This is a genomic window from Paucibacter sp. B2R-40 (assembly GCF_025717555.1).
Lineage (GTDB): Bacteria > Pseudomonadota > Gammaproteobacteria > Burkholderiales > Burkholderiaceae_C > Paucibacter_A.
In genome coordinates this window covers 142,308-161,474 of sequence record NZ_JAJIRP010000005.1, presented here as the reverse complement: position 1 = coordinate 161,474, position 19,167 = coordinate 142,308, and the positions used below count along the sequence as shown (strand labels likewise).

Annotated in this window: 15 protein-coding genes; 7 read left to right on the top strand and 8 right to left on the bottom strand. The window is 62.3% G+C overall.

Translation table 11 applies throughout. The annotated features are described in order from the left end of the window. Nucleotides 1-3: 3 nt before the first annotated feature. Together LNV09_RS11985 and LNV09_RS11980 are read right to left on the bottom strand one after the other, a co-directional pair. The gene (locus LNV09_RS11985) at nt 4-1,566 is read right to left on the bottom strand and encodes a YfcC family protein (RefSeq protein WP_263557316.1); all 1,563 of its coding nucleotides are present in this window, start codon (nt 1,564-1,566) and stop codon (nt 4-6) included. 130 nt (nt 1,567-1,696) lie between these two features. Beyond that, nucleotides 1,697-2,272, bottom strand: a complete 576-nt coding sequence (locus LNV09_RS11980) for an ECF-type sigma factor (RefSeq protein WP_263557315.1) — start codon at nt 2,270-2,272, stop codon at nt 1,697-1,699. A gap of 88 nt (nt 2,273-2,360) precedes the next feature. Between LNV09_RS11980 and LNV09_RS11975 the strand changes: the two genes are divergently transcribed. The 3 genes from LNV09_RS11975 to LNV09_RS11965 all read left to right on the top strand — a co-directional run bounded on the left by LNV09_RS11975 (nt 2,361) and on the right by LNV09_RS11965 (nt 6,417). Then, nucleotides 2,361-5,006, top strand: coding sequence for a serine/threonine-protein kinase (locus tag LNV09_RS11975; protein ID WP_263557314.1), 2,646 nt, complete (start codon nt 2,361-2,363; stop codon nt 5,004-5,006). A 101-nt stretch (nt 5,007-5,107) separates the two neighbouring features. Beyond that, nucleotides 5,108-5,710, top strand: a complete 603-nt coding sequence (locus LNV09_RS11970; RefSeq protein WP_263557313.1) for a PEP-CTERM sorting domain-containing protein — start codon at nt 5,108-5,110, stop codon at nt 5,708-5,710. 200 nt (nt 5,711-5,910) lie between these two features. Next, on the top strand, nt 5,911-6,417 hold the full coding sequence (locus tag LNV09_RS11965; protein WP_263557312.1) for a hypothetical protein: 507 nt from the start codon (nt 5,911-5,913) through the stop codon (nt 6,415-6,417). Nucleotides 6,418-6,429: 12 nt separating this feature from the next. Here LNV09_RS11965 and LNV09_RS11960 read toward each other — a convergent pair whose 3' ends face one another. Continuing rightward, nucleotides 6,430-7,578, bottom strand: coding sequence for an alpha-hydroxy acid oxidase (locus LNV09_RS11960; protein WP_263557311.1), 1,149 nt, complete (start codon nt 7,576-7,578; stop codon nt 6,430-6,432). Between the two features lie 107 nt (nt 7,579-7,685). On the opposite strand from LNV09_RS11960, the gene LNV09_RS11955 reads away from it, so the two are divergent. Next, complete coding sequence (locus LNV09_RS11955) at nt 7,686-8,108, top strand: YbaN family protein (protein WP_263557310.1); 423 nt, start codon at nt 7,686-7,688, stop codon at nt 8,106-8,108. 22 nt (nt 8,109-8,130) lie between these two features. Here LNV09_RS11955 and LNV09_RS11950 read toward each other — a convergent pair whose 3' ends face one another. The 3 genes from LNV09_RS11950 to LNV09_RS11940 all read right to left on the bottom strand — a co-directional run bounded on the left by LNV09_RS11950 (nt 8,131) and on the right by LNV09_RS11940 (nt 12,393). Beyond that, nucleotides 8,131-10,455, bottom strand: coding sequence for a sensor histidine kinase (locus LNV09_RS11950; RefSeq protein ID WP_263557309.1), 2,325 nt, complete (start codon nt 10,453-10,455; stop codon nt 8,131-8,133). A 132-nt stretch (nt 10,456-10,587) separates the two neighbouring features. Further along, on the bottom strand, nt 10,588-11,835 hold the full coding sequence (locus tag LNV09_RS11945) for a DNA polymerase Y family protein (RefSeq protein ID WP_263557308.1): 1,248 nt from the start codon (nt 11,833-11,835) through the stop codon (nt 10,588-10,590). A 60-nt stretch (nt 11,836-11,895) separates the two neighbouring features. Next, nucleotides 11,896-12,393, bottom strand: a complete 498-nt coding sequence (locus LNV09_RS11940) for a hemerythrin domain-containing protein (protein ID WP_263557307.1) — start codon at nt 12,391-12,393, stop codon at nt 11,896-11,898. Between the two features lie 593 nt (nt 12,394-12,986). Between LNV09_RS11940 and LNV09_RS11935 the strand changes: the two genes are divergently transcribed. Further along, nucleotides 12,987-14,816 carry a hypothetical protein gene (locus LNV09_RS11935; RefSeq protein ID WP_263557306.1) on the top strand — a complete coding sequence of 610 codons (1,830 nt, stop codon included), beginning with the start codon at nt 12,987-12,989 and terminating at the stop codon, nt 14,814-14,816. A gap of 33 nt (nt 14,817-14,849) precedes the next feature. Continuing rightward, nucleotides 14,850-15,473, top strand: coding sequence for a PEP-CTERM sorting domain-containing protein (locus LNV09_RS11930; RefSeq protein ID WP_263557305.1), 624 nt, complete (start codon nt 14,850-14,852; stop codon nt 15,471-15,473). 183 nt (nt 15,474-15,656) lie between these two features. On the opposite strand, the gene LNV09_RS11925 is transcribed toward LNV09_RS11930, so the two are convergent. Beyond that, nucleotides 15,657-16,352 (bottom strand): hypothetical protein, encoded by a 696-nt coding sequence (locus tag LNV09_RS11925; RefSeq protein ID WP_263557304.1) that lies wholly within the window; start codon nt 16,350-16,352, stop codon nt 15,657-15,659. 207 nt (nt 16,353-16,559) lie between these two features. After that, the gene (gene argH / locus LNV09_RS11920) at nt 16,560-17,966 is read right to left on the bottom strand and encodes an argininosuccinate lyase (protein WP_263557303.1); all 1,407 of its coding nucleotides are present in this window, start codon (nt 17,964-17,966) and stop codon (nt 16,560-16,562) included. A 112-nt stretch (nt 17,967-18,078) separates the two neighbouring features. On the opposite strand from argH, the gene LNV09_RS11915 reads away from it, so the two are divergent. After that, nucleotides 18,079-19,164: a sensor histidine kinase gene (locus LNV09_RS11915; RefSeq protein ID WP_263557302.1), complete on the top strand. Its 1,086-nt coding sequence runs from the start codon at nt 18,079-18,081 to the stop codon at nt 19,162-19,164. The last annotated feature ends 3 nt before the right edge of the window (nt 19,165-19,167 follow it).

Here is a 19,167-nt window from a genome sequence, read left to right as displayed (position 1 = left end):
GCTTCACTCCAGCGTCGCCGCAATCCCGATGATCAAGGTGGACACGGCGAACAAGGCCAAGAGCAGCGGCCAGACGAAGCGCAGGTATTTGTCATAGCCGACCTTGGCGATCGCCAAGCCGCCGACCAGCACCACGCTGGTCGGCGCCATCAACAGGGCCAGACCGTGACCCATGATCCAGGCGGTGATGGTGCTGGCTCGGCTGACTTGCGCGAAGTCGGCCAGCGGCGCCAGCAGCGGCATGGCCAGCGCGCCATGGCCCGAGCTGGACGGAATCAAAATGGCCAGCGGGATATTCACCAACACGGTCAGAAACACGAAAAAGCCCGCCGACGCACCGGTCACCAACCGCTCCATCGAGTGCAAAATCGTGTCCAGCGTTTGGGTGTTGTTCATGATCACCGACACCCCGCCGGCCAACAGCACCACCATGGCCGGGCCCATCATGTCCGAGGCGCCGGCGGCAATCAGCCGCACCGTCTCTTTCTCACCCATGCCGGCCACGATGCCGACCAGCACCGAGGCCAGGATGAAGAGCATGGCCAGTTGCGGGAACCACCAATTCAACTCGAACCAGAAGGGCCTGGCGTCCACCACCTTGTGCAAGACGTAATATTCGGCCGCAGCGGCGCGGCCGCCGATCACGCTGGACCAGGGGATGACGGAGAAGATCATCAGCCCAAAGGCCAATCCGGTGATCACCAGCACCCATTTCTGCGTGACGGTCAGTTGTGATTGAACCTCAGTGGCTGGACTGGACTCAGCGGTCGATGTGGCGTCCTGCGGTGCATCCCAACCCACCAGCGAAGCCGAGGGGTCGCGGCGTACCCGGGCCGCATAGCGCAACACCCAGCCTATGGCCATCGCGGTCAGCACGACCCAGAGCACGAAGCGCAGGCCGATGCCGTCGCCGATCGAAATGCCCGCCTCGCCGGCGGCGACGCCGATGGAAAAAGGGTTGACGGTCGAGCTCATCACACCGACCAGGGCGCCGATGATGATCATGGAGGCGGTCACCAGTCTGTCATAGCCGAGCGCGCTCATCAGCGGGATGAAGAGCGCGTAAAACCCCAGCGTCTCGACCGAAAACCCCATGGTGGAGCCGAGCAGCGAGAACAGCGTCATGACGGCGGCGATCAGCATCCAGCCTTTTTCTCGTAGCCGGTCGGCCAGCGCCGCCACGGCCACTTCAAGTGCGCGGGTGGCGAAGCTGACCGAGATAAAGGCGCCAATGGACATGATGAATACGATCACGCCGATCTGCCCGAACATGCGGCCGACGGTTTCGCTGTCGACCCGCTTGGTATTTGAGTTATGCAAGCCGTACACGCCGTTGACCGGCGCCAGCACCAGTTGCTCGGCCGCTTGTTTGAGGCTCAAGGGTGAAGGCTGCTGCTGATAGGTGCCGGGGATGGGCGAGCCGTCGGCATCAAGCTGGTATTGGCCTGCTGGGATAAACAGCGTCGCGACCCAGACCAGCAAAGTGACGATGGCCAGCGTGGTGACGGCGCCGGGGAACTTGAAACCGCGCTTGGGTTCGGCTGCTTGGGTGTCGGAGCTTGTCATGGTCGTCCCTGGTCCTGTATGTGCGCAGTTTAACCAGTCATTCACAGAGTTAGGCCGGGCGCTCGAGCCAAACGGCGCAGGGGGTTGGCCGGGCCGAACTTGATCAAATCACCGCCTGAACGGCATCGCCCTATGGCGGCGCCAACTCCCTGTGCAACCAAGCCCTCGCCATCGTCCAGTCGCGCTTGACGGTAGCCGGTGAAATGGCCAGTAACTCGGCGATTTCTTCGATCTCCAGGCCGCCAAAAAACTTCAGCTCAACTACTTTGGCCGCGCGCGCGTCGATCAACTCAAAGGCCAGCAAGGCCTCGTGCACCAGCACCACCTCGCTGTTGATGCTTTGGCCGATTTCCGCGGCCTCGGTCAGGTTCAGGGACACCAGCTCGGCCTCGCGCTTGGCCGCCTGTTTGGCGACCGCATGGTTGACCAGGATGCGCCGCATCATCAAGGCGGCAACACCGATGAAGTGGCTGCGGCTTTGCCATTCGGTGCGCGTTTGCTCGTTCAGGCGAAACCAGGCCTCATGGGTCAGGGCGGTGGCGCTGAGCGTGTGGCCGGCCGGCTCCTTGCGCATCTGCGCTGAAGCCGCGCGCTTGAGTTCGCTGTAGAGCGCGGCAAATATCTCGTTGGCCTGGTTGGCCGAGGCGCTGGGATCTAGCTTGCTCAGCCAAAGGCTCAGGTCAGCGCAGGCGGGGCTTGTGTCCATCGTGGCGATTGTGAACCTGGCCCGCAATGCCGGAACAGAGGGCTTGTGCGGATAGGGCCACGCGCAAGCCTGCTGGAGAATTGAGGCCATGCCCAATTTGCCTCCAGCTCCCCACGCTTGGTCGGACGTCAAGGCCTTGTTCGAGCGGGCTCTGGCGCTGCCGCCGGCGCAGCGTGAGGCCTTTGTGATGAGCGAGGCGGCGGCCGACACCGCCTTGCGCACCGAGGTCTTGTCGCTGCTAGCCCACCATCTTGATGGAACCAGCGAGCGGGATTTCCTGGCCGAATCGGCGGCCCAAAGCCTGGCCGGAGGCGCCGCCCGCAGTGGCCAGCGCCTGGGTGCTTGGGAGATCGTGCGTCCCTTGGGGGCTGGCGGCATGGGCGAGGTGTTCGAAGCGAGGCGTGCCGATGGCCAGTACCAGGGCAGGGCGGCGATCAAATTGCTCAAGCGCGGTATGGATTCGGTGGCCGTTTTACAGCGCTTTGCGCAAGAGCGCCAAGCACTGGCGCGGCTGCAGCATCCTCATATCGCCGGCCTGCTGGACGCGGGCTTGAGTGCCGATGGCCTGCCGTTTTTTGTGATGGAGTATGTCGACGGGCAGCCACTCGATCTCGCCGTCAGCGGCTTGACGCTGGAGCAGCGGCTGGCCTTGTTCCTGCAACTCAGCGACGCGGTTTCGCATGCCCACCGGGCGCTGCTGGTGCACCGCGACCTCAAGCCCGGCAATGTGCTGGTGACGCCCGAGGGTCAGGTCAAGCTCTTGGATTTTGGCATCGCCAAAGCGCTCGACCCGGATGAAGGCGCTGACGGCCATGACGCCAACACGACGGTCGGCACGGTGCGCCCGTTCACGCCCAATTACGCCAGCCCCGAGCAGGTGCGCGGCGAGCCGGTCACCACCTCGACCGACATTTATTCGCTCGGCGTATTGCTTTATCAGGTGTTGACTGGCGTGCGCCCGACCGGCCGGCGCGCCACCACGCCGGCCGAGGCGGCCCGCAGCGTGTTGGATGAAACGCCGACCAAGCCCAGCGGCCTCAGCCAGGATGCGGGGTTCAGGCCGGATTGGCTCGCGACCCGCAAGCGCTTGAGCGGTGATCTGGACAATATTTTGCTGAAGGCGCTGGAGAAAACCCCCGCTCGCCGCTATGCCTCGGTCGAGGCCTTTGCCGCCGATGTGTGCGCTCATTTGGCCGGTTATCCGGTATCGGCCCATGCGCCCAGCCGAGGCTATCTGCTGGGTAAATTCGTGCGCCGCAATCGGCTGCCGGTGGGCTTGGGGCTGCTGGCGCTGTTGGCGCTGATCGGCGGCACGGCCGGTGCCAGCTGGCAGGCGCATCAGGCGGCCATGGCGCGCGACGCCGCGCAAGCCCATCTGGCGCGCATTCGCAACATCACCCGCGAAGTGGTGCTGCGCCATGGTGACGCCATCACCCATTTGCCGGGCGGGCTCAAGGTCAAGGAGAGTCTGCTGAAGGATCTCCTTAAACACCTGGAGCAACTGGCCACCGAGGGTGGGCAAGACAGTGACTGGCAGGCCGATCTGGCCGCCGTCTATGCCCGCTTGGCTGACATCGAGGCCGATGACAACGGGGCTTCCTTGAACAAGGGCGCCGAGGCGGCCGAGTTTGCCAATCGCGCCGTCGCCCTGGCCGAACGGGTCTGGCCGCAGCAGCGCGGCGATGCCGATTTTGTCGGCCTGTATGTGCAGGCGCTGCAGGTGCAGGCGCTGGTTTTGCGCGCTGCAAAGAAGCCGGCCGAGGCGGTGCAGCTGATGGAGAAGGCACTGGCGCGCTTGGACGAGGCCGACGCCGCCGTGCCGCCGGACAAGCGCCGCGCGGTGCAGCTGACCCGGGCGGCGGCGCTGCTGCGCATGGGCTTGTTCTATGACAACCAGACCAACGCCAGCCTGAATAAGCCCGAGCTTGGTCTGCAATGGCTGGCCAAGGGCGAGGCCTTGCTGGCGCATTTGGGGCAAACGACCAAGGAGCCACAGTGGCATGAGATTCAAGCCTCGCTGTACGGCGCTCGGGCGTTGACGCTGGCACGCGTCAACAAGCTCGCCGAGGCGCGCGTGCAGGCCGAGGCCGCCGTGGCCTCGCGCCAGGCCGCGGCCGCGCTGGCGCCGAACAACACGGCTGTGATTGACGGCGTGGTCAGCGAGGCCGCCAATCTGGGCGTGATCTTGTTGCGCCAGCCCGATGTGGCCGCGGCCTTGTGGGCCACCCAGCTGTCCTGGAGCCAGTGCGAGCGGCTGGTGCGCGAAGCCGGGCCGGGCAATAAATGGGAGGCCGATTTACCCCGCGTGGCCTTGCATCACGGCCGTGCCTTGGTCGAAAACCAGCGCTACGGGGAGGCGCTGCTGGTCGTCAAGGTGGCGCTGGCCGGCCTCGCAGCGCGCGCCGCCAAACAGCCCAGTGCGCATCTGACGCGCCTGCAGGCTTGGCAAAACATCTATCTGGCGCGGGCCCTGTATGGCAGCGGCCAGGCGGCGCCGGCGCTGGCCTTGTTGCACCAATCCCAGGCCGTGTTGACGCCCTTGGCCGAGGCCGCCAAGGCCCGCGACGCCTTGCTTAATTTGGCCGAGGCCGAGGCCTTGCTGGCGCAATGGGAGCCCGCACAGCGAACGCGCTGGCGGGCCGAGGCCAAGCGCGACTACCAGCGCGCCCATGCGATCACGGCGCTGGCCGGCGACCATGCGCTGGCCTATGTCGCGCTGGGCGGAGCTTTGTAGTTTCTTTTCTCAAACATGAGCCGTCTGGGCATTTTCTTGTGCGTTAGTTGGTGTCGGCCAAGCAGGCCGTCAGACTCTCAACGCCATCAAGAGGTGCTCCCATGTCAAAGCTCAAATCCGTCGCCGCCGCCCTGGCTTGCGTGCTGGCTCAAACGGCCACACAGGCCGCACCGGTGATCTCGCCCTATGCCGATGACCTGCCTTTCGCCGCTTACTCGGCCGACCAAACAGCCGGCGGCTCGGCGCAATCAGCGTTCAATGGCGGCTATTGGAATGCCGGCGGCTGGTTCACCCATTGGGTGCAAGCCGATATGCTTTCAACCCAGACCCTGACCGAGGTGCGCGTCACCGTCGGCGAAGAGACCGGCTACAACACGGCCAAATGGGTCTACTTGTCGAACAGCCCGATCGCCGGCAACTACGCTGGCCTGACGCCGCTTGCCACCCAAGCCGGTGTGACGACGGCAGGTCAGGTCTTGACCTTCCAATTCGCGCCGACCAGCGGCCGCTATCTGGAGATCGTCTCCTTTGGAGGCGGCGGCCCGGGGCATGGCAGTTGGGTGGCGCTGGGCGACGGCACGGCGCGCACCAACTGGGTCGACACCGGCATCGGCCCGGCGGTGCCGGAACCGCAAAGCTTCGCGCTGATGCTGGCTGGTTTGACTCTGTTGGTGGCGTTTCGCAAGGTGACGACGCGCAGCTAGGAGCCTGGACCAGGGTCTGCTAGGCCAGGCTCGAAATTCACCGGTTTCTTCAATTGGGCGCCCGTTCGCAGATGAATGCGGCCCTGCGGGCGCTTCAATGGGCGCTTGAGTGGACGCTTGACTGGAAGCTTGGGTGAGCGGTTTGGGCCAATTCCAAAGTACCATGCCCACCGTTATAGCTTTGATTGAACCGAGCACTCATGCGCCGATTTCTTGCCAACCGCCTGGCTTTTGCCACCGCCCTGATCGCGATCCCGATGTCATCTCTGATCGCACCGGCTCGTGCTCAGGCTCAAACAATGCAGTCGGCGCAGCAATGCCGCGCCGTGGCTGAGCCGCAAGCGCGCCTGCTTTGTTATGACGCTTGGGTGGATGCTCAGGCGGCGGCCAAGACCCCACCGACCCCAAGCTCGGCCAAGAGCGCGACCGCCGCTCCAGCCGCCGCCAGCTTTGGCCTTGAGCAAGCAGCCCCCAAGGCTGAGATACAAGAAGTGGACAGCGAAATCCAGGGACTGTTCCAAGGCTGGGGACCTAAACAAGTGATCACGCTGGCCAACGGGCAGCGCTGGCAAATTGTCGATGGCAGTTCGGCCACGCTTTATTTGCAAAACCCCAAGGTCAAGATCAGGCGTGCCTTGTTTGGCTCCTATGCCTTGGAACTCGAGGGCAGCAATCATTCCGCCAAGGTGCGGCGTTTGGAGCCCTGAAGTCTTGATGCTTCAGCGCGCTCTGGGTGGCAGCAAAACACCGGGCCCGACCTGATCAATCTGCGTGTGGCCGCAAAAAGCCATCGTCAGGTCGAGTTCCTTGTGAATGATCTCCAGTGCCTTGGTGACACCGGCTTCACCCATCGCGCCCAGGCCATATAAAAATGCTCGGCCGATATAGGTGCCGCGTGCGCCGAGCGCGCGGGCCTTCAGCACATCCTGGCCCGAGCGGATGCCGCCGTCCATATGCACCTCGATCTGGCTGCCCACCGCGTCAACGATGGCAGGCAGCGCGTGGATGCTGGACTCCGCGCCGTCGAGCTGGCGCCCGCCATGGTTGCTGACGATCAAGGCATCTGCGCCGGAGTTGACGGCCAGCCGCGCGTCCTCGACATCCTGGATGCCCTTCAGAATCAGCTTGCCACCCCAGCGTTTTTTGATCCACTCGACATCGCCCCAGTTCAGCGCGGTATCAAACTGCTGGGCCGTCCACTCGGACAGGGAGCCCATGTTCTCGACCCCCTTCACATGGCCGACGATATTGCCGAACTGGCGCCGGGGTGTGCCCAACATACCCAGGCACCAGCGCGGCTTGGTCATCAAATTGATCAGGTTGGCGATGCTCGGCTTCGGCGGCGCGGACAGGCCGTTCTTGATGTCTTTGTGGCGTTGACCGAGGATTTGCAGATCCAGCGTCAGCACCAGGGCGCCACAGCGAGCCGCCTTGGCGCGGTCGATCAGGCGCTCGATATAGGCGCGGTCCTTCATCACATAGAGCTGGAACCAAAACGGCGCTTGCGTGCGTGCGGCGACGTCCTCGATCGAGCAGATGCTCATCGTCGACAAGGTGAAGGGAATACCGAACTTCTCGGCCGCGCGGGCCGCCAGAATCTCGCCGTCGGCATGCTGCATGCCGGTCAGGCCGGTCGGCGCAATCGCCACCGGCATCGCCACATCAACGCCAATCATCTGCGTCGCGGTGGAGCGATTTTCCAGATTGACCGCGACGCGTTGGCGCAGCTTGATGGCCTGGAAGTCCGCCGAATTGGCGCGGTAGGTGCTCTCGGTCCATGAGCCGGAGTCGGCATAGTCATAGAACATGCGCGGCACGCGCTTTTGAGCCAGAACGCGCAGGTCTTCGATGCAGGTGATCACGGGCATGGTGGGTGTCTCTGGGTGTTTTACGGTGTTGTCGAAGGACATGCTAGCGGAGTCAGCTGAGAGAATACTGAAACCCAGCCCCGATCCCAATCCAAATCGCCTTTTCGATGCAAGATGAACTCCCCTTGACCGCCGAGCGGTCCGCGCCGCCTCTCCCGGCTCGCCTGACCTGGCAGCGGGTCTTGTGGCTGTTGGCCGGCATTGCCAGCCTGGTCTTGGGCTTCGTCGGTATTTTTGTGCCGCTGCTGCCGACCACGCCCTTTGTGCTCTTGGCCGCGTTTTGCTTCTCGCGCGGCAGCAGCCGCTGCGAGCGCTGGTTGCTGGACCACAAACTGTTCGGCCCGATGGTGCGCGACTGGCGCGCGACCCGGGCGGTGCCGCTGCGAGCCAAGCAGTTGGCCAGCGTGATGATGGCCTTCGGTTCGGTCACGGCCTTGTTCAAGTTGCCGCTGCTCTGGGCTTGGCTGCCCGGCGCATCTTGTGCCTGTGTCGCATGGTGGTTGTGGAGTTTGCCGACGCGCAAGTCTTGAACTGTTTGCCGAGGCATTGAGCCTAACTTCTTTTTTGAACGGGCAAGCCCAGGCGCACGCACAAGCCTTGTTCAGTCTCGGGTAACTCAATGCTGCCGCCGATGCGCTCCATGATGGATTGCACGATGTACATGCCCAGTCCCGAGCCGCCTTGGCCGCGCTTGGTCGTGAAGAAGGGCTCGAACATGCGTGCCCGCACGGCCGCGCTGACGCCAATGCCGTCATCGGCCACATCCAGCCAGACATGGTGCTCATCCTGGCGCGCGCTGATCCGAATTTTCCCGCCGCGCCTCTCGGGGAAGGCGTGGTAGATGCTGTTCATGATCAGATTCGAGATCACCTGAGTCAGCAGGCCGGACGCCATGTAGAGCTCAATCTCGGGGTCTATGGCCAAACTGACTTCCACGCCCGCCTTGCGCAGCGCGGGGCTGAGCACCGAAATCACGCTACTCAAATAGTCGGCCAGCTGGAACTCGCTGACCGCCTCCGAGGCCTGATCGACGGTGACTTTTTTGAAGTTGCCGATCAGACCTGCGGCACGCTCCAAATTGCGCTCAACCAGTTCCGAGCCAGTCTTCAATCGCGCCGACAAGAGTTGCAACTCGCTGCGGCTGATGCGCTCGCTGGCCAGCAGCTCGACCAGGCGTTGTGCGTTGTCTGACACGCTGGAGGCAGCCGTGACGGCCACACCTATCGGGGTGTTGACCTCATGTGCCACGCCGGCCACAAGCCGGCCGAGTGCGTCTGCCTTTTCCTGCTCCATCAAGGCCTGCGTCTGCTGGGCCAGGGCAAGGTCGGCACTCAACAGCACACGCTCAAAAACCTTGCCCAAATGGCTGGCTTGCAATTGGTCTTGGCGCGACCAGGCGCGCGCTTGGCCATGCTGGGTCAACCACAGCACGGCTCGCAGTTGCTGCTGCACAAACAGCGGGATCTCTATCTGCGAGCTGGCGCCCTGCATCAGGCCCAGGCCGCTCAGCTCACGCAGACAGGGGTGCAGGCTCAAATCGGCCAAGAACAAGGGTTCACGCCGCTGTGTCAGCAGCTTCAAATAGGCGGCTTGGGCGGGCTCGCTCAGACGGGGAGCTTGAGCTGAGTTGTCATCGCCACCGCCATCGCCATCTACGGGCTGTTGCTGCAGCAGGACATAGACGCCGGGCACCTCATTGGCCCACCAAAGGCTGACCTTGTCGAGCGCGAGAATCTTCTGCGCTTTGGCGCTCAACTCTAAAAAGGCTTGCTTGAGTTCGGCAGTGCTTTCAAGCGGCCACTGCTGGTTCGAGAGCTCCAGCAGCAACTCGTCGGGCGGCTTGCGCGAGATGTCGTAATGGGCCAGCTTGGCCAGCCTCTCGGGCAAGCTCAAGCGTTCGATCTCGGCCTGCACGTCAACATGCTTCCATAAATGGGTCAGGGCGGCTTTCAGATTGCCCTGGGATTGATAGAGCTGGGCCAGTTGCTGATGCGAGCGGCTCTCCTGCGCGCGCGACTGTATGCGCAGCGCTTGCTCAAGGGCGAACTGCGCACTCTTCAAGGCTTCGGCATGGTCGTTGCGCGCCAGTGCAATCTCGGTCCAGGTCTGGCTGGCGACGCTCTCCAGCCATAAATGCCCCAGACGGGTGGCCATGTCCAAGGCCAGCCGGCACTGCTGTGCGGCCAAATCGGTCTGTCCTCGCAGCAGGGCTGCGCGGGCCAAATGCCACAAGGCTTCGGCTTCAAATTCCAGGTGCTGACCGCGCCGGGCAGCGGCCAGACCTTTGCTGAATTGCTGCTCTGCTTCTTCCAGCTGCGAATTCTCGTAATTGCCCACGCCTAAATTCAGAGCCAGCTTGGCCTCCAAATAGCTGTCATCAAGGCTGGCCAGCAAGTTGGCGGCGTCGCGGTGAAAGCGCCGGCCGTTGTCCCATGCCCCCATGGCGTAATGGATTTGACCCAGGCCAATACGGGCCGCAACGCCAATGCGCAGCTCGCCCACCAATTGCGCCAGATCGATGGCGCGGGTCCATTTTTCGGTCGCCATCAAGTAGTCGCCGGTTTGGTAGGCGATGCGCCCCAAGGCCTCCAACATGCGCGCCGCTTGAGCAGACAAGCCCGCCGTGGCAGCTTGGCCCTGGGCCTGATTCAAGCTGCCAAGCAATTGCTGCGCGCGGCCCATGTGTTCGAGCAAATTGAAGCGGGTGTAGAGCACGTCGATGGCGGCCGCCATATTGCCCTGGCTTTGCAGCAGCTGTTCGAGCGACTCATAGCGGCGCAGCGCGCAGATGGGGTGCCGCTTGGCCTGCCGTGCAAGGCGCATCAGCACTTCGTCCAATGCTGCGGACTGACCTGGCTCTGGCACGGTGTCTGACACTTGCTCCGCACTCCTGGCTGGAGCGCCACCACTTGTGGCGCGACGCAAGGATAAGGGCTTTGCGGCGGCTTGTCAGTGCGCCGCCACTTTGCTCCGTCTTCGAGCCTGCCCGGCAAGACCGGAAAACAACAGTCAGAACAGGGCGAGGTTCTCCGGTCTTGGGCCGGCTGCCGGGCTCGGGGTTTTGCGCGTCTTGCCGCCAAGCGCCTGCACCGACCCTGGCCGGCTCAAACCCCCAACCCGCACGCCGAGCAGCCGAATCCGCTTGTCCAGAGGCACCCGTTTCAAGCAGGCGCCGGCGGCACGCCTTATCGCCAGTGCATCTTGCGTCGGCAAGGGCAGGGTCAGGTCACGCGTGACGGTATGAAAGCCTTCGAAGCGCAGCTTGAGCCCAATCGTGCGGCCTTGATAACCCTTGCGCAAGAGGTCGCTGGCCACTTGCTCACACAACTTGGTGAATACGGCACCCAACTCGGCCTTGTCATGCACCGCATGCAGGTCGCGCTCAAACGTCGTCTCGCGGCTGATCGAGACCGGCTCGCTGTGCGTGACCACCGCGCGCTTGTCGCGCCCATGAGCGGCTTCATGCAGCCAAGTGCCGAAACTATTGCCAAAGTGGGTGATCAGCAGAGGCGGGTGGGCTTGGGCCAATTGCTCGACCGTTTCAATGCCCAGGGCCAAGAGCTTGGCCGCCGCCTTGGGGCCGATACCGTTGATTTTGCGCACGCCCAGCGGCCAGATGCGGGTCGGGATATCGGCCTCGGTCAACAGCGTGATGCCGTCAGGCTTATCCAGATCGGACGCGATCTTGGAGAGCAGCTTGTTGGGGGTGATGCCGATCGAGCAGGTCAGGCCGGTGGCCCGAAACACCGAATTCTTGATCTCGCGCGCGATCGCACGCAGGCCGCCCAGGGGGTCATGTCCGACGGCCTCGCGGATGCCGGCGATGTCGCTGAGGTCGATGTAGATCTCGTCAATGCCTCTATCCTCGATCACTGGCGCCAACTCAGCCACCGCCGCCTTGAACAGACGTGAATAGAGTCGGTAGGCATCAAAATCGGTCGGCAAAAGGATGGCGTCGGGCGCCCGCAAGGCCGCTTTCATCAAACCCATGCCCGAGAACACACCCAGGTCGCGGGCTGCGTAGGTCGAGGTGGTGATGACGCCGCGGCCGGTGTAGTCGCGCAGCCTGGAGTAGCGACGACTGCCATCTTCCAAGGTCACGGGCGCATGGCTGCGGCGCCCGCCAATGACCACGGCTTGGCCCTTCAAGTCAGGGTAGCGCAGCAACTCCACGGAGGCATAAAAAGCATCCATGTCCAAGTGTGCAATCAAGCGCTCGGGCAGCAGGGCGGAAGTGGGCAGCGGCGATGTGGCCATGGCGCCATTGTCAACGCTGGCGCTGTCAGCGTTTGTCAGCAGCGGCCCAGCCCAAGGCGATCAACTACAAGCTTTGCTGCCGCAGGAACTGATAGTCTCGGCGTCAGCCATGGCAGCTTTGCTGACGGCCCCGGTTGCCGGGTCGAAACCAACTTGCTCCATATGAAAGACCAAGGCGGCATCCATCATTTCGGCATGGGCCGGAAACCAGTTGACCAACTCCAGCAGCAAATTGCGCATCGGCTCCAAATCATGCTCGGCATGGGTGTGCACCAAGACCTGGCGCATCACATCCAACACCATCGCGTGTTGTTTGCTATGGCAGTTGTCGGGCGCAAAGCCGGTAGCGGCCATAAAACCTTCTTCCATTGCGAAGTGCTGCTCGGTATGAGTCAGCAGGCGTTGGTAGATGGGCAGCGCACTGTCAAGGTGATGCAAGCTGTTACCCAGTTGATTCAGCAAGACGACAAATTCTTGATGGGTTTGGTCGATCTGCGGCTGATTCAAGGTCAACGCATCGGTCCAGGTCAAACTGCTGAGGGTGCAAGAGGTGCTCATGGGGTCGGCAGCATACTGCTTGATGCGGCTATTTTGCTGGTTCAGGGCGGGCGAATCGCCTCGATTGGCCGCTCTTTGCGCTGCATCAAACAAACTCTGAAGCGCCGCCGCGAGACGCTCCGCGCTGGACTTCACAAGCACAGCGAACGCTGTTGCCGGCCTCTGACGGGTCATTCAGCCTGGCGAGCGAGCCCGCTGTCGCCCTAACTGGTGCTGGCTTTTTGTCGCGGCACTAGCTCAGCGAATCTGATCCCAGTCTCGCCATTGTTGTTGCCTAATTTCCCCGCTCCAGTTTCTGTTTTTTCATCGCTCAAGGGCTGGAACTGTCAAGCTTGCCGAAGCCCCTAAGGGTTTTCTTGGCAGCCGGCTATCCCTAATATGGATTGTCACTTTCTGTGCTCCTCCCCCCTAAGTGAGGGGGAGCTTGCGAATACCTTTCAAACCTACACTGCGCTCGAACTTGGGTGCCGCTTATTTTTAGTGTTAGTTGTCGACTTGGTCGCGCATCCTTGAGGCTAGTTGCTTTCAACCAGGCATTGAGATGACTCGACTACGGGGAACGTCTTGGTGTCACTCCATCAATCGAGGTGACCATGAATAAACCGATAGAACCGAGCCTGCCTTTGTTGCAGCGCGTGCAGACTTGTTTTGCCTTCTTAATTTCTGTTTTGAAATCTGTGCCGCGCTTGGCTCGCCGCCTTGGCGCGGGGGTGTCGTTATTGGCCGTCTTGATCGCCCCGCCGGCGTTTGCCGCGCCTGACAGCAAGGGGACCGATTTCTGGCTGATGTTCAATGCCAACTTCTCACAGCCCGTGATGAGCCTGTTCATTACCGGTGACACGGCCACCACGGGCGTGGTCAGCATACCGGGGCTCAGCTTTTCAGCGCCGTTCTCGGTAGTGCCCGGCACGGTGTCTACCGTCGTGCTGCCTTCAGGCACCCAAGTGACGGCGATTGATGCCGTCACCAACCAGGGCATTCATGTCGTGGCCAACGCCGAAGTAACGGTTTATGGCCTGAATCGATTGGAAGCAACCACCGACGCTTACCTGGGTTTGCCGACCGATATTCTCGGGACCGATCACATCAGCCTCGGTTATGGAGGCTTTGGTGCCGGTCAGTTCGGCATTGTCGGCACCCAAGGCGGGACGACGGTGACGATCACGCCGCGCATTGCCGTTGGCAGCAGGCCAGCCGGCGTGCCCTATTCGATCTTTCTGAATCAAGGCCAGACCTACCAACTGAGCGCATCAGGCTTAGACCTGACGGGGTCCTTGATCAGCGCGACGGCTCCGATTGCGGTTTTCGGTGGCAATCAATGCGCAAACATTCCATTGGGCGTTGGTTACTGTGACCATATTGTCGAGCAACTGCCGCCGACTACGACCTGGGGCAAGGCCTTTGTCACCATGCCGCTGGCCACGCGTACCAGGGGCGATACCTTCCGGGTCATGGCTTCCGTCAACGGCACCGTGGTCAACGTGAATGGCGCGAACGTGGCCACCATCAATCGCGGCCAGTTCCACGAACAAATCGTCACCGGCCCGGCACGCATCACGGCCACCCAGCCGGTACTCGTGGCGCAATACTCGAACGGGACGGATTTTGATGGCGTGACCTCTGACCCGTTTGAGATGCTGATTCCTCCGTTTGAGCAGTTTCTTGCTGCTTACACGGTGACGACGCCGGCCTCTGGTTTTGCAATCAACTACATCAATATCGTCGTGCCCAACGCAGCGGTGGGCAGCGTCACCTTGGACGGCGTGGCCGTCGCGGTGGCCAAGTACACGCCGATCGCAGGGTCCAGCTTTTCCGGTGCGCAGCTGCCGGTGGCGGTCGGCTCGCACAAGTTGGCCGGCCCTCTGCCCTTCGGTGCCTTCATGTACGGCTATGCAAATTACGACTCCTACGGCTATCCAGGCGGCATGTCGCTCGCGCAAGTCGCGGTGGTCACATCCTTGACCTTGGCGCCCAAGGCGGCGAGCCATCCGGTCAATACCCAGCAATGCGTCAACGCCACTTTGCGCGACCAAAATGGCGTGGCGGTGCCCAGCGTGCGTGTGGACTTCAGCGTCACGGGCGCTAATGCCAAGACAGGCTTTGTCAACGCGGCGGCCAATGGCGTCGCGCAATTCTGTTATGTCGGTGCCAATGGAGGCCTGGACACCATCGTGGCTTCGGTCGGAACCCTGAACGACAATGCCACAAAGACATGGACGACAAGCATGGCCTGTGACGTCGATAGAGACGGGGATATTGACCAGAATGACATCAGCCTGATTCGTAATGCAATTGGTCAAGTGCCGGTGGCCAATGACCCGCGAGATGCAAATGCCGACGGCAAGATCACCATCAATGATGTGCGAGCCTGTACGCTGAAATGCACCCGCGCCAGCTGTGCCGCTGAAGTTCCCGCAACCTAAGTTCAGATTGTTCGAAAAATCAAAAGGTAGATCATGAAAAAGCTTTTATCCGCATTGGCGATTGCCTCTGCTTCATTGTTCTGCGCCTCCGCTGCGCAGTCGGCCATCGTGCTGAGTTTCGTTCCGACCAAGTCGCAGATCAACCCAGGCAAGGCTACCGTCGTTGATGTCATCATCAGCGGACTGGGTGACGAAATCCTCTCGGCTTTCGACATCAACTTCGTCTGGAATCCCTCGATTCTGTTTGCCTCAGCTTTCAGTTTTACGCCTGCCTGCGATGCATTGGGAGCTGCTGCCAGTTGCCTGACGGACACCAATGAGCCTGGCAATATCGGCCTTCGCTACGATTCGAATGCCTTGGACGATGCACTTGCTGATGTGCAATTCGATGAGTTTTCACTTGGAACCCTGACTTTTGAGGGCTTGATTTCTGGCGCCAGCGATGTCAGTTTGGGTCTGGATTTTGACTTCGAACGCAATTTCGTCGGCCGTAACGCCGAGGCGCTGAATGTCCAGGTCGGCAAAACCTGCATTGCCGTTGGTGAAGGCAACTGCGCCACTGTGCCCGAACCGGCTTCCTTCGGTTTGGTGCTGCTGGCCCTGGCAGGAGCCATGGTGCCGGCAGCGCTGCGGCGCCGCAGCAAGACCGCGGTTTAATTCAGCGCCCGGTTTGGGCCTTTTTGTTCAGGCTGGCCTTCCCTTGCATGGCATCGGAAGGCCGGTTTTATTGTGGGACTGGAAGTTCGCCACATTTGGCGACATGCTCGGCTCTGCCGTCCAATGGGCGGGCCGGGGACTGGGTCCAGTCTCGGGTGAATGCGGCGCCTGAACTGCGCGCTGTCAGCTCTGTGGCTGACCCGATGGCACTTCCGCCCAAGATTTCACATCGATCTCAAAACGCACTTCCGGCCCCTTGCCGCGCACCGTGGCCTTGACTTCACCGGCGACCTTGCTCGCCAACGAGCGGTCTTTGCTGTCGACCTGGTAGAGCGAGCTGACGTCCAAGCTCAAGATCATCAAGAAGCGGCCCTTCACGTCGATGCGGTGGGGGCGGCCGCTCTGCGGGTCTACCCATGCCCGCATCAGCACTTGGCGGCCAAAGCCCTTGTCTTCGGCTTCAAACAGCGTCCACAGTTTGCCGTCCAAGGCTTGCGCCTCGCTGCGCTTGACGAGGGTGTCGGGCTTGAAGAGTTGATTGCCCTGGCCGAGTGCGGATGAGATTTGCTGGTCCGCCTGCTTGGCGCGGGTGATGCGCAGATCGTCGCTGGTCCAGATCGGCGGTTCAGCTGCGACGATCTCGTAGCTCGGCTTGCCGTCTTTCCAGCCACTGAGTTTGCGGCTCATGAAGTCACGCTCGCCGCTGCCGCCAGCTTCGCGCGGCAGGACCAGCAAGGTGTCCGACTCATCCGGCACGACTTGCTTTTGTGCCTGTAGATGCTGCAGCAACTGTTGCCACAGAGGGTCAAGGCTCTGGGCGTGGGCGCTTTGGGGCAGCGCCATCAGCAGCGTGATGGCAAGCAAGATCAGGCGAATCATGGGCAAATGAGGCCATGCTTTTGGCCTGAGAGTTGGGAGCTAAGTGCCCGGGAGATATATAGCGCAGGCAGCAGCTTGGCCGTTGACAGGCCTGGGGAGGAATGGAGCTGCAGGGCCTGCCGGCTTGCTGCGGCCCGGTGCAGATGGTGTTGCTTGGCTGGCTTTGGTCGCGTGGATAGTAACTTCCAATTTCAGTGTTGCGGGTCACTAGGCCAGCCGACTCCGATGTCGCGCCACTTGAGCCCGCACCTGCGCCGGCGCGGTGCCGCCCAGAATATTGCGGGCGTTCAGCGAACCGCGCAGCGACAGCACCTCGAACACATCTTCGCCGATGCGGGCATCGAACTTCTGCAGCTCGCTCAAGGGCAGGGCGGACAGATCTAGCCCGGTGCCTATCGCCGTCTTGACCGCGTGGGCGACGATCTCATGTGCGTCGCGGAAAGCCAGGCCCTTCTTGACCAGGTAGTCGGCCAGATCGGTGGCGGTGGCATAACCCTTGAGCGCAGCGCGCTCCATGGCCTCGGGTTTGACGGTCAAGCCGCCCATCATCTCGGCAAAGATGCGCAGCGTGTCCTTGAGCGTGTCGACGGTGTCAAACAGCGGCTCCTTGTCTTCCTGGTTGTCCTTGTTGTAGGCCAGCGGCTGGCCCTTCATCAAAGTGATCAAGCCCATCAGATGGCCGACCACGCGGCCGGTCTTGCCGCGTGCCAGCTCGGGCACATCGGGGTTTTTCTTCTGCGGCATGATGGAGGAGCCGGTGCAAAAGCGGTCGGCCAGGTCGATGAAGCCAAAGCTCTGACTCATCCACAAAATCAGCTCTTCGCTGAGGCGCGAGATATGCACCATCACCAGCGAAGCGGCGGCCGTGAATTCGATCGCGAAGTCGCGGTCGGAGACGGCGTCCAGGCTGTTCTGGCAGACGGCCTCCATTCTCAGGGTGCGCGCGACGCGCTCGCGGTCGAGCGGATAACTGGTGCCGGCCAATGCCGCCGCGCCGAGCGGCAAGCGGTTGACGCGCCGTCGCACATCCACGAGGCGCTCGGCATCACGCGCAAACATTTCGACATAGGCGAGCAAATGATGGCCAAACGCGACTGGCTGGGCGACTTGCAAATGGGTGAAGCCGGGCAGGATCACGTCAGCGTTCTTCTCGGCCACATTGACCAGCGCGGTCTGCAGCGCGCCCAAAAGAATGCTCAGCTCATCGATCTCGCCGCGCAACCACAGGCGCACATCGGTGGCGACCTGATCGTTGCGGCTGCGGCCGGTGTGCAGGCGCTTGCCGGCGATGCCGATCAGCGCGGTCAGGCGCGCTTCGATGTTCAGGTGCACGTCTTCCAGATCAAGCTGCCATTCAAACTGACCGGCTTCGATCTCGCTCCTGATACTGGCCATGCCGCGCTGAATGGCAGCGTGGTCTTCGGCGCTCAAAATACCCTGTGCTGCCAGCATCTCGGCGTGCGCCAGGCTGCCTTCGATATCGGCCGCCCACAGGCGCTTGTCAAAGAACACGCTGGCCGTATAGCGCTTGACCAGATCGCTCATCGGCTCCGAAAACAGCGCGGACCAGGCTTGAGCTTTGTTGGCAAGAGGGTTTTCTGAGACTGAGGACATGGCGGGCGGGGCTGGGGAGTGAGGAAGAAGCCGACCGGCTTGACACACAATCCGGGGCAGGGCGATTCTATCGAGCCGCACCCGACTCAGCCGCACAGAGAGAAAGCAAAGCTTGAAACCTAGCCCCAAGCCTTCGGATTGGCCCGACAGCAGCCATTTGAGCAGCGTGCTGGGCTTCGCATCCAACGACGCGGGCGACGCCGCGCTTTTGCCGCTGTTCGACCCCGAGCGGGTCTTCGATGTCTGCCATGTCGGTCTGGTCTTGCGGGCTGTGCTGGGCGTGCAGGGCTTGCTGGCCTTGGGGCTGGCGCTGGCTTCGCGTGACTTGGGCACCTGGATGCAGAACATGGCCAGCGGCACGGTGGTGACGATGTCGGCCTTGCTGGCTTGGCTGTTGCTGGTGTGCAGCGCGCGCCGTCAGTTGGCCCGCTTGCGCCAGCTCTGGCAGTGGGTCTTGCTGATGGGCTTGGGGGCGCTGTGCGCCTTGGCGGGCTGGGCCTTGCTGAATTTGGCCAGCGATGAGCCCGGTAGCGCCTTTAGGTTGATCAGTGTGGGCTTGGCCGGTGCCGCTTGCGCCGGGCAACTCTTGGCTTGGCTGAGACAGCGTGAACGCGCGCAGCGGCCCGCCGATGCGATGGCGCAATTGGTCGAACTGCAGGCCCGCATCCGCCCGCACTTTTTGTTCAATACCCTCAATAGCGCGATTGCGCTGGTGCGCCTGGACCCGCACAAGGCCGAGGGGTTGCTGGAGGATTTGAGCGAGCTGTTTCGGGTGGCCCTGGCCGACGCCACGGCCGTGGTCAGCCTGGACGACGAGATTGAGCTGGCGCGGCGTTACCTCGATATCGAGCAGATTCGCTTTGACGGGCGCTTGCGCATTCATTGGCAGTTAGACCCCGCCGCTGGCGGCGCCAAGGTGCCGCCCTTGCTGCTGCAGCCCTTGGTTGAAAACGCAGTGCGCCACGGTGTGGAGCCGAATGAGGCGGGCGGTGATGTAGAAATCAGCACCCGGCGCCTGGGCAGCGAGGTGGAGATCCGTGTGGTCAACACGGTCGGGCTGCCGGCAAAAACATCCGGTCACGGTTTGGCGCTGCGCAATGTGCGCCAGCGCCTGCGCCTGATGCATGATGTGGCCGCGCGCTTCGAGTTGAGCCAGGAGGCGGCTCGTTTCAGCGTGCGCATTGTGCTGCCGCGTTGATTG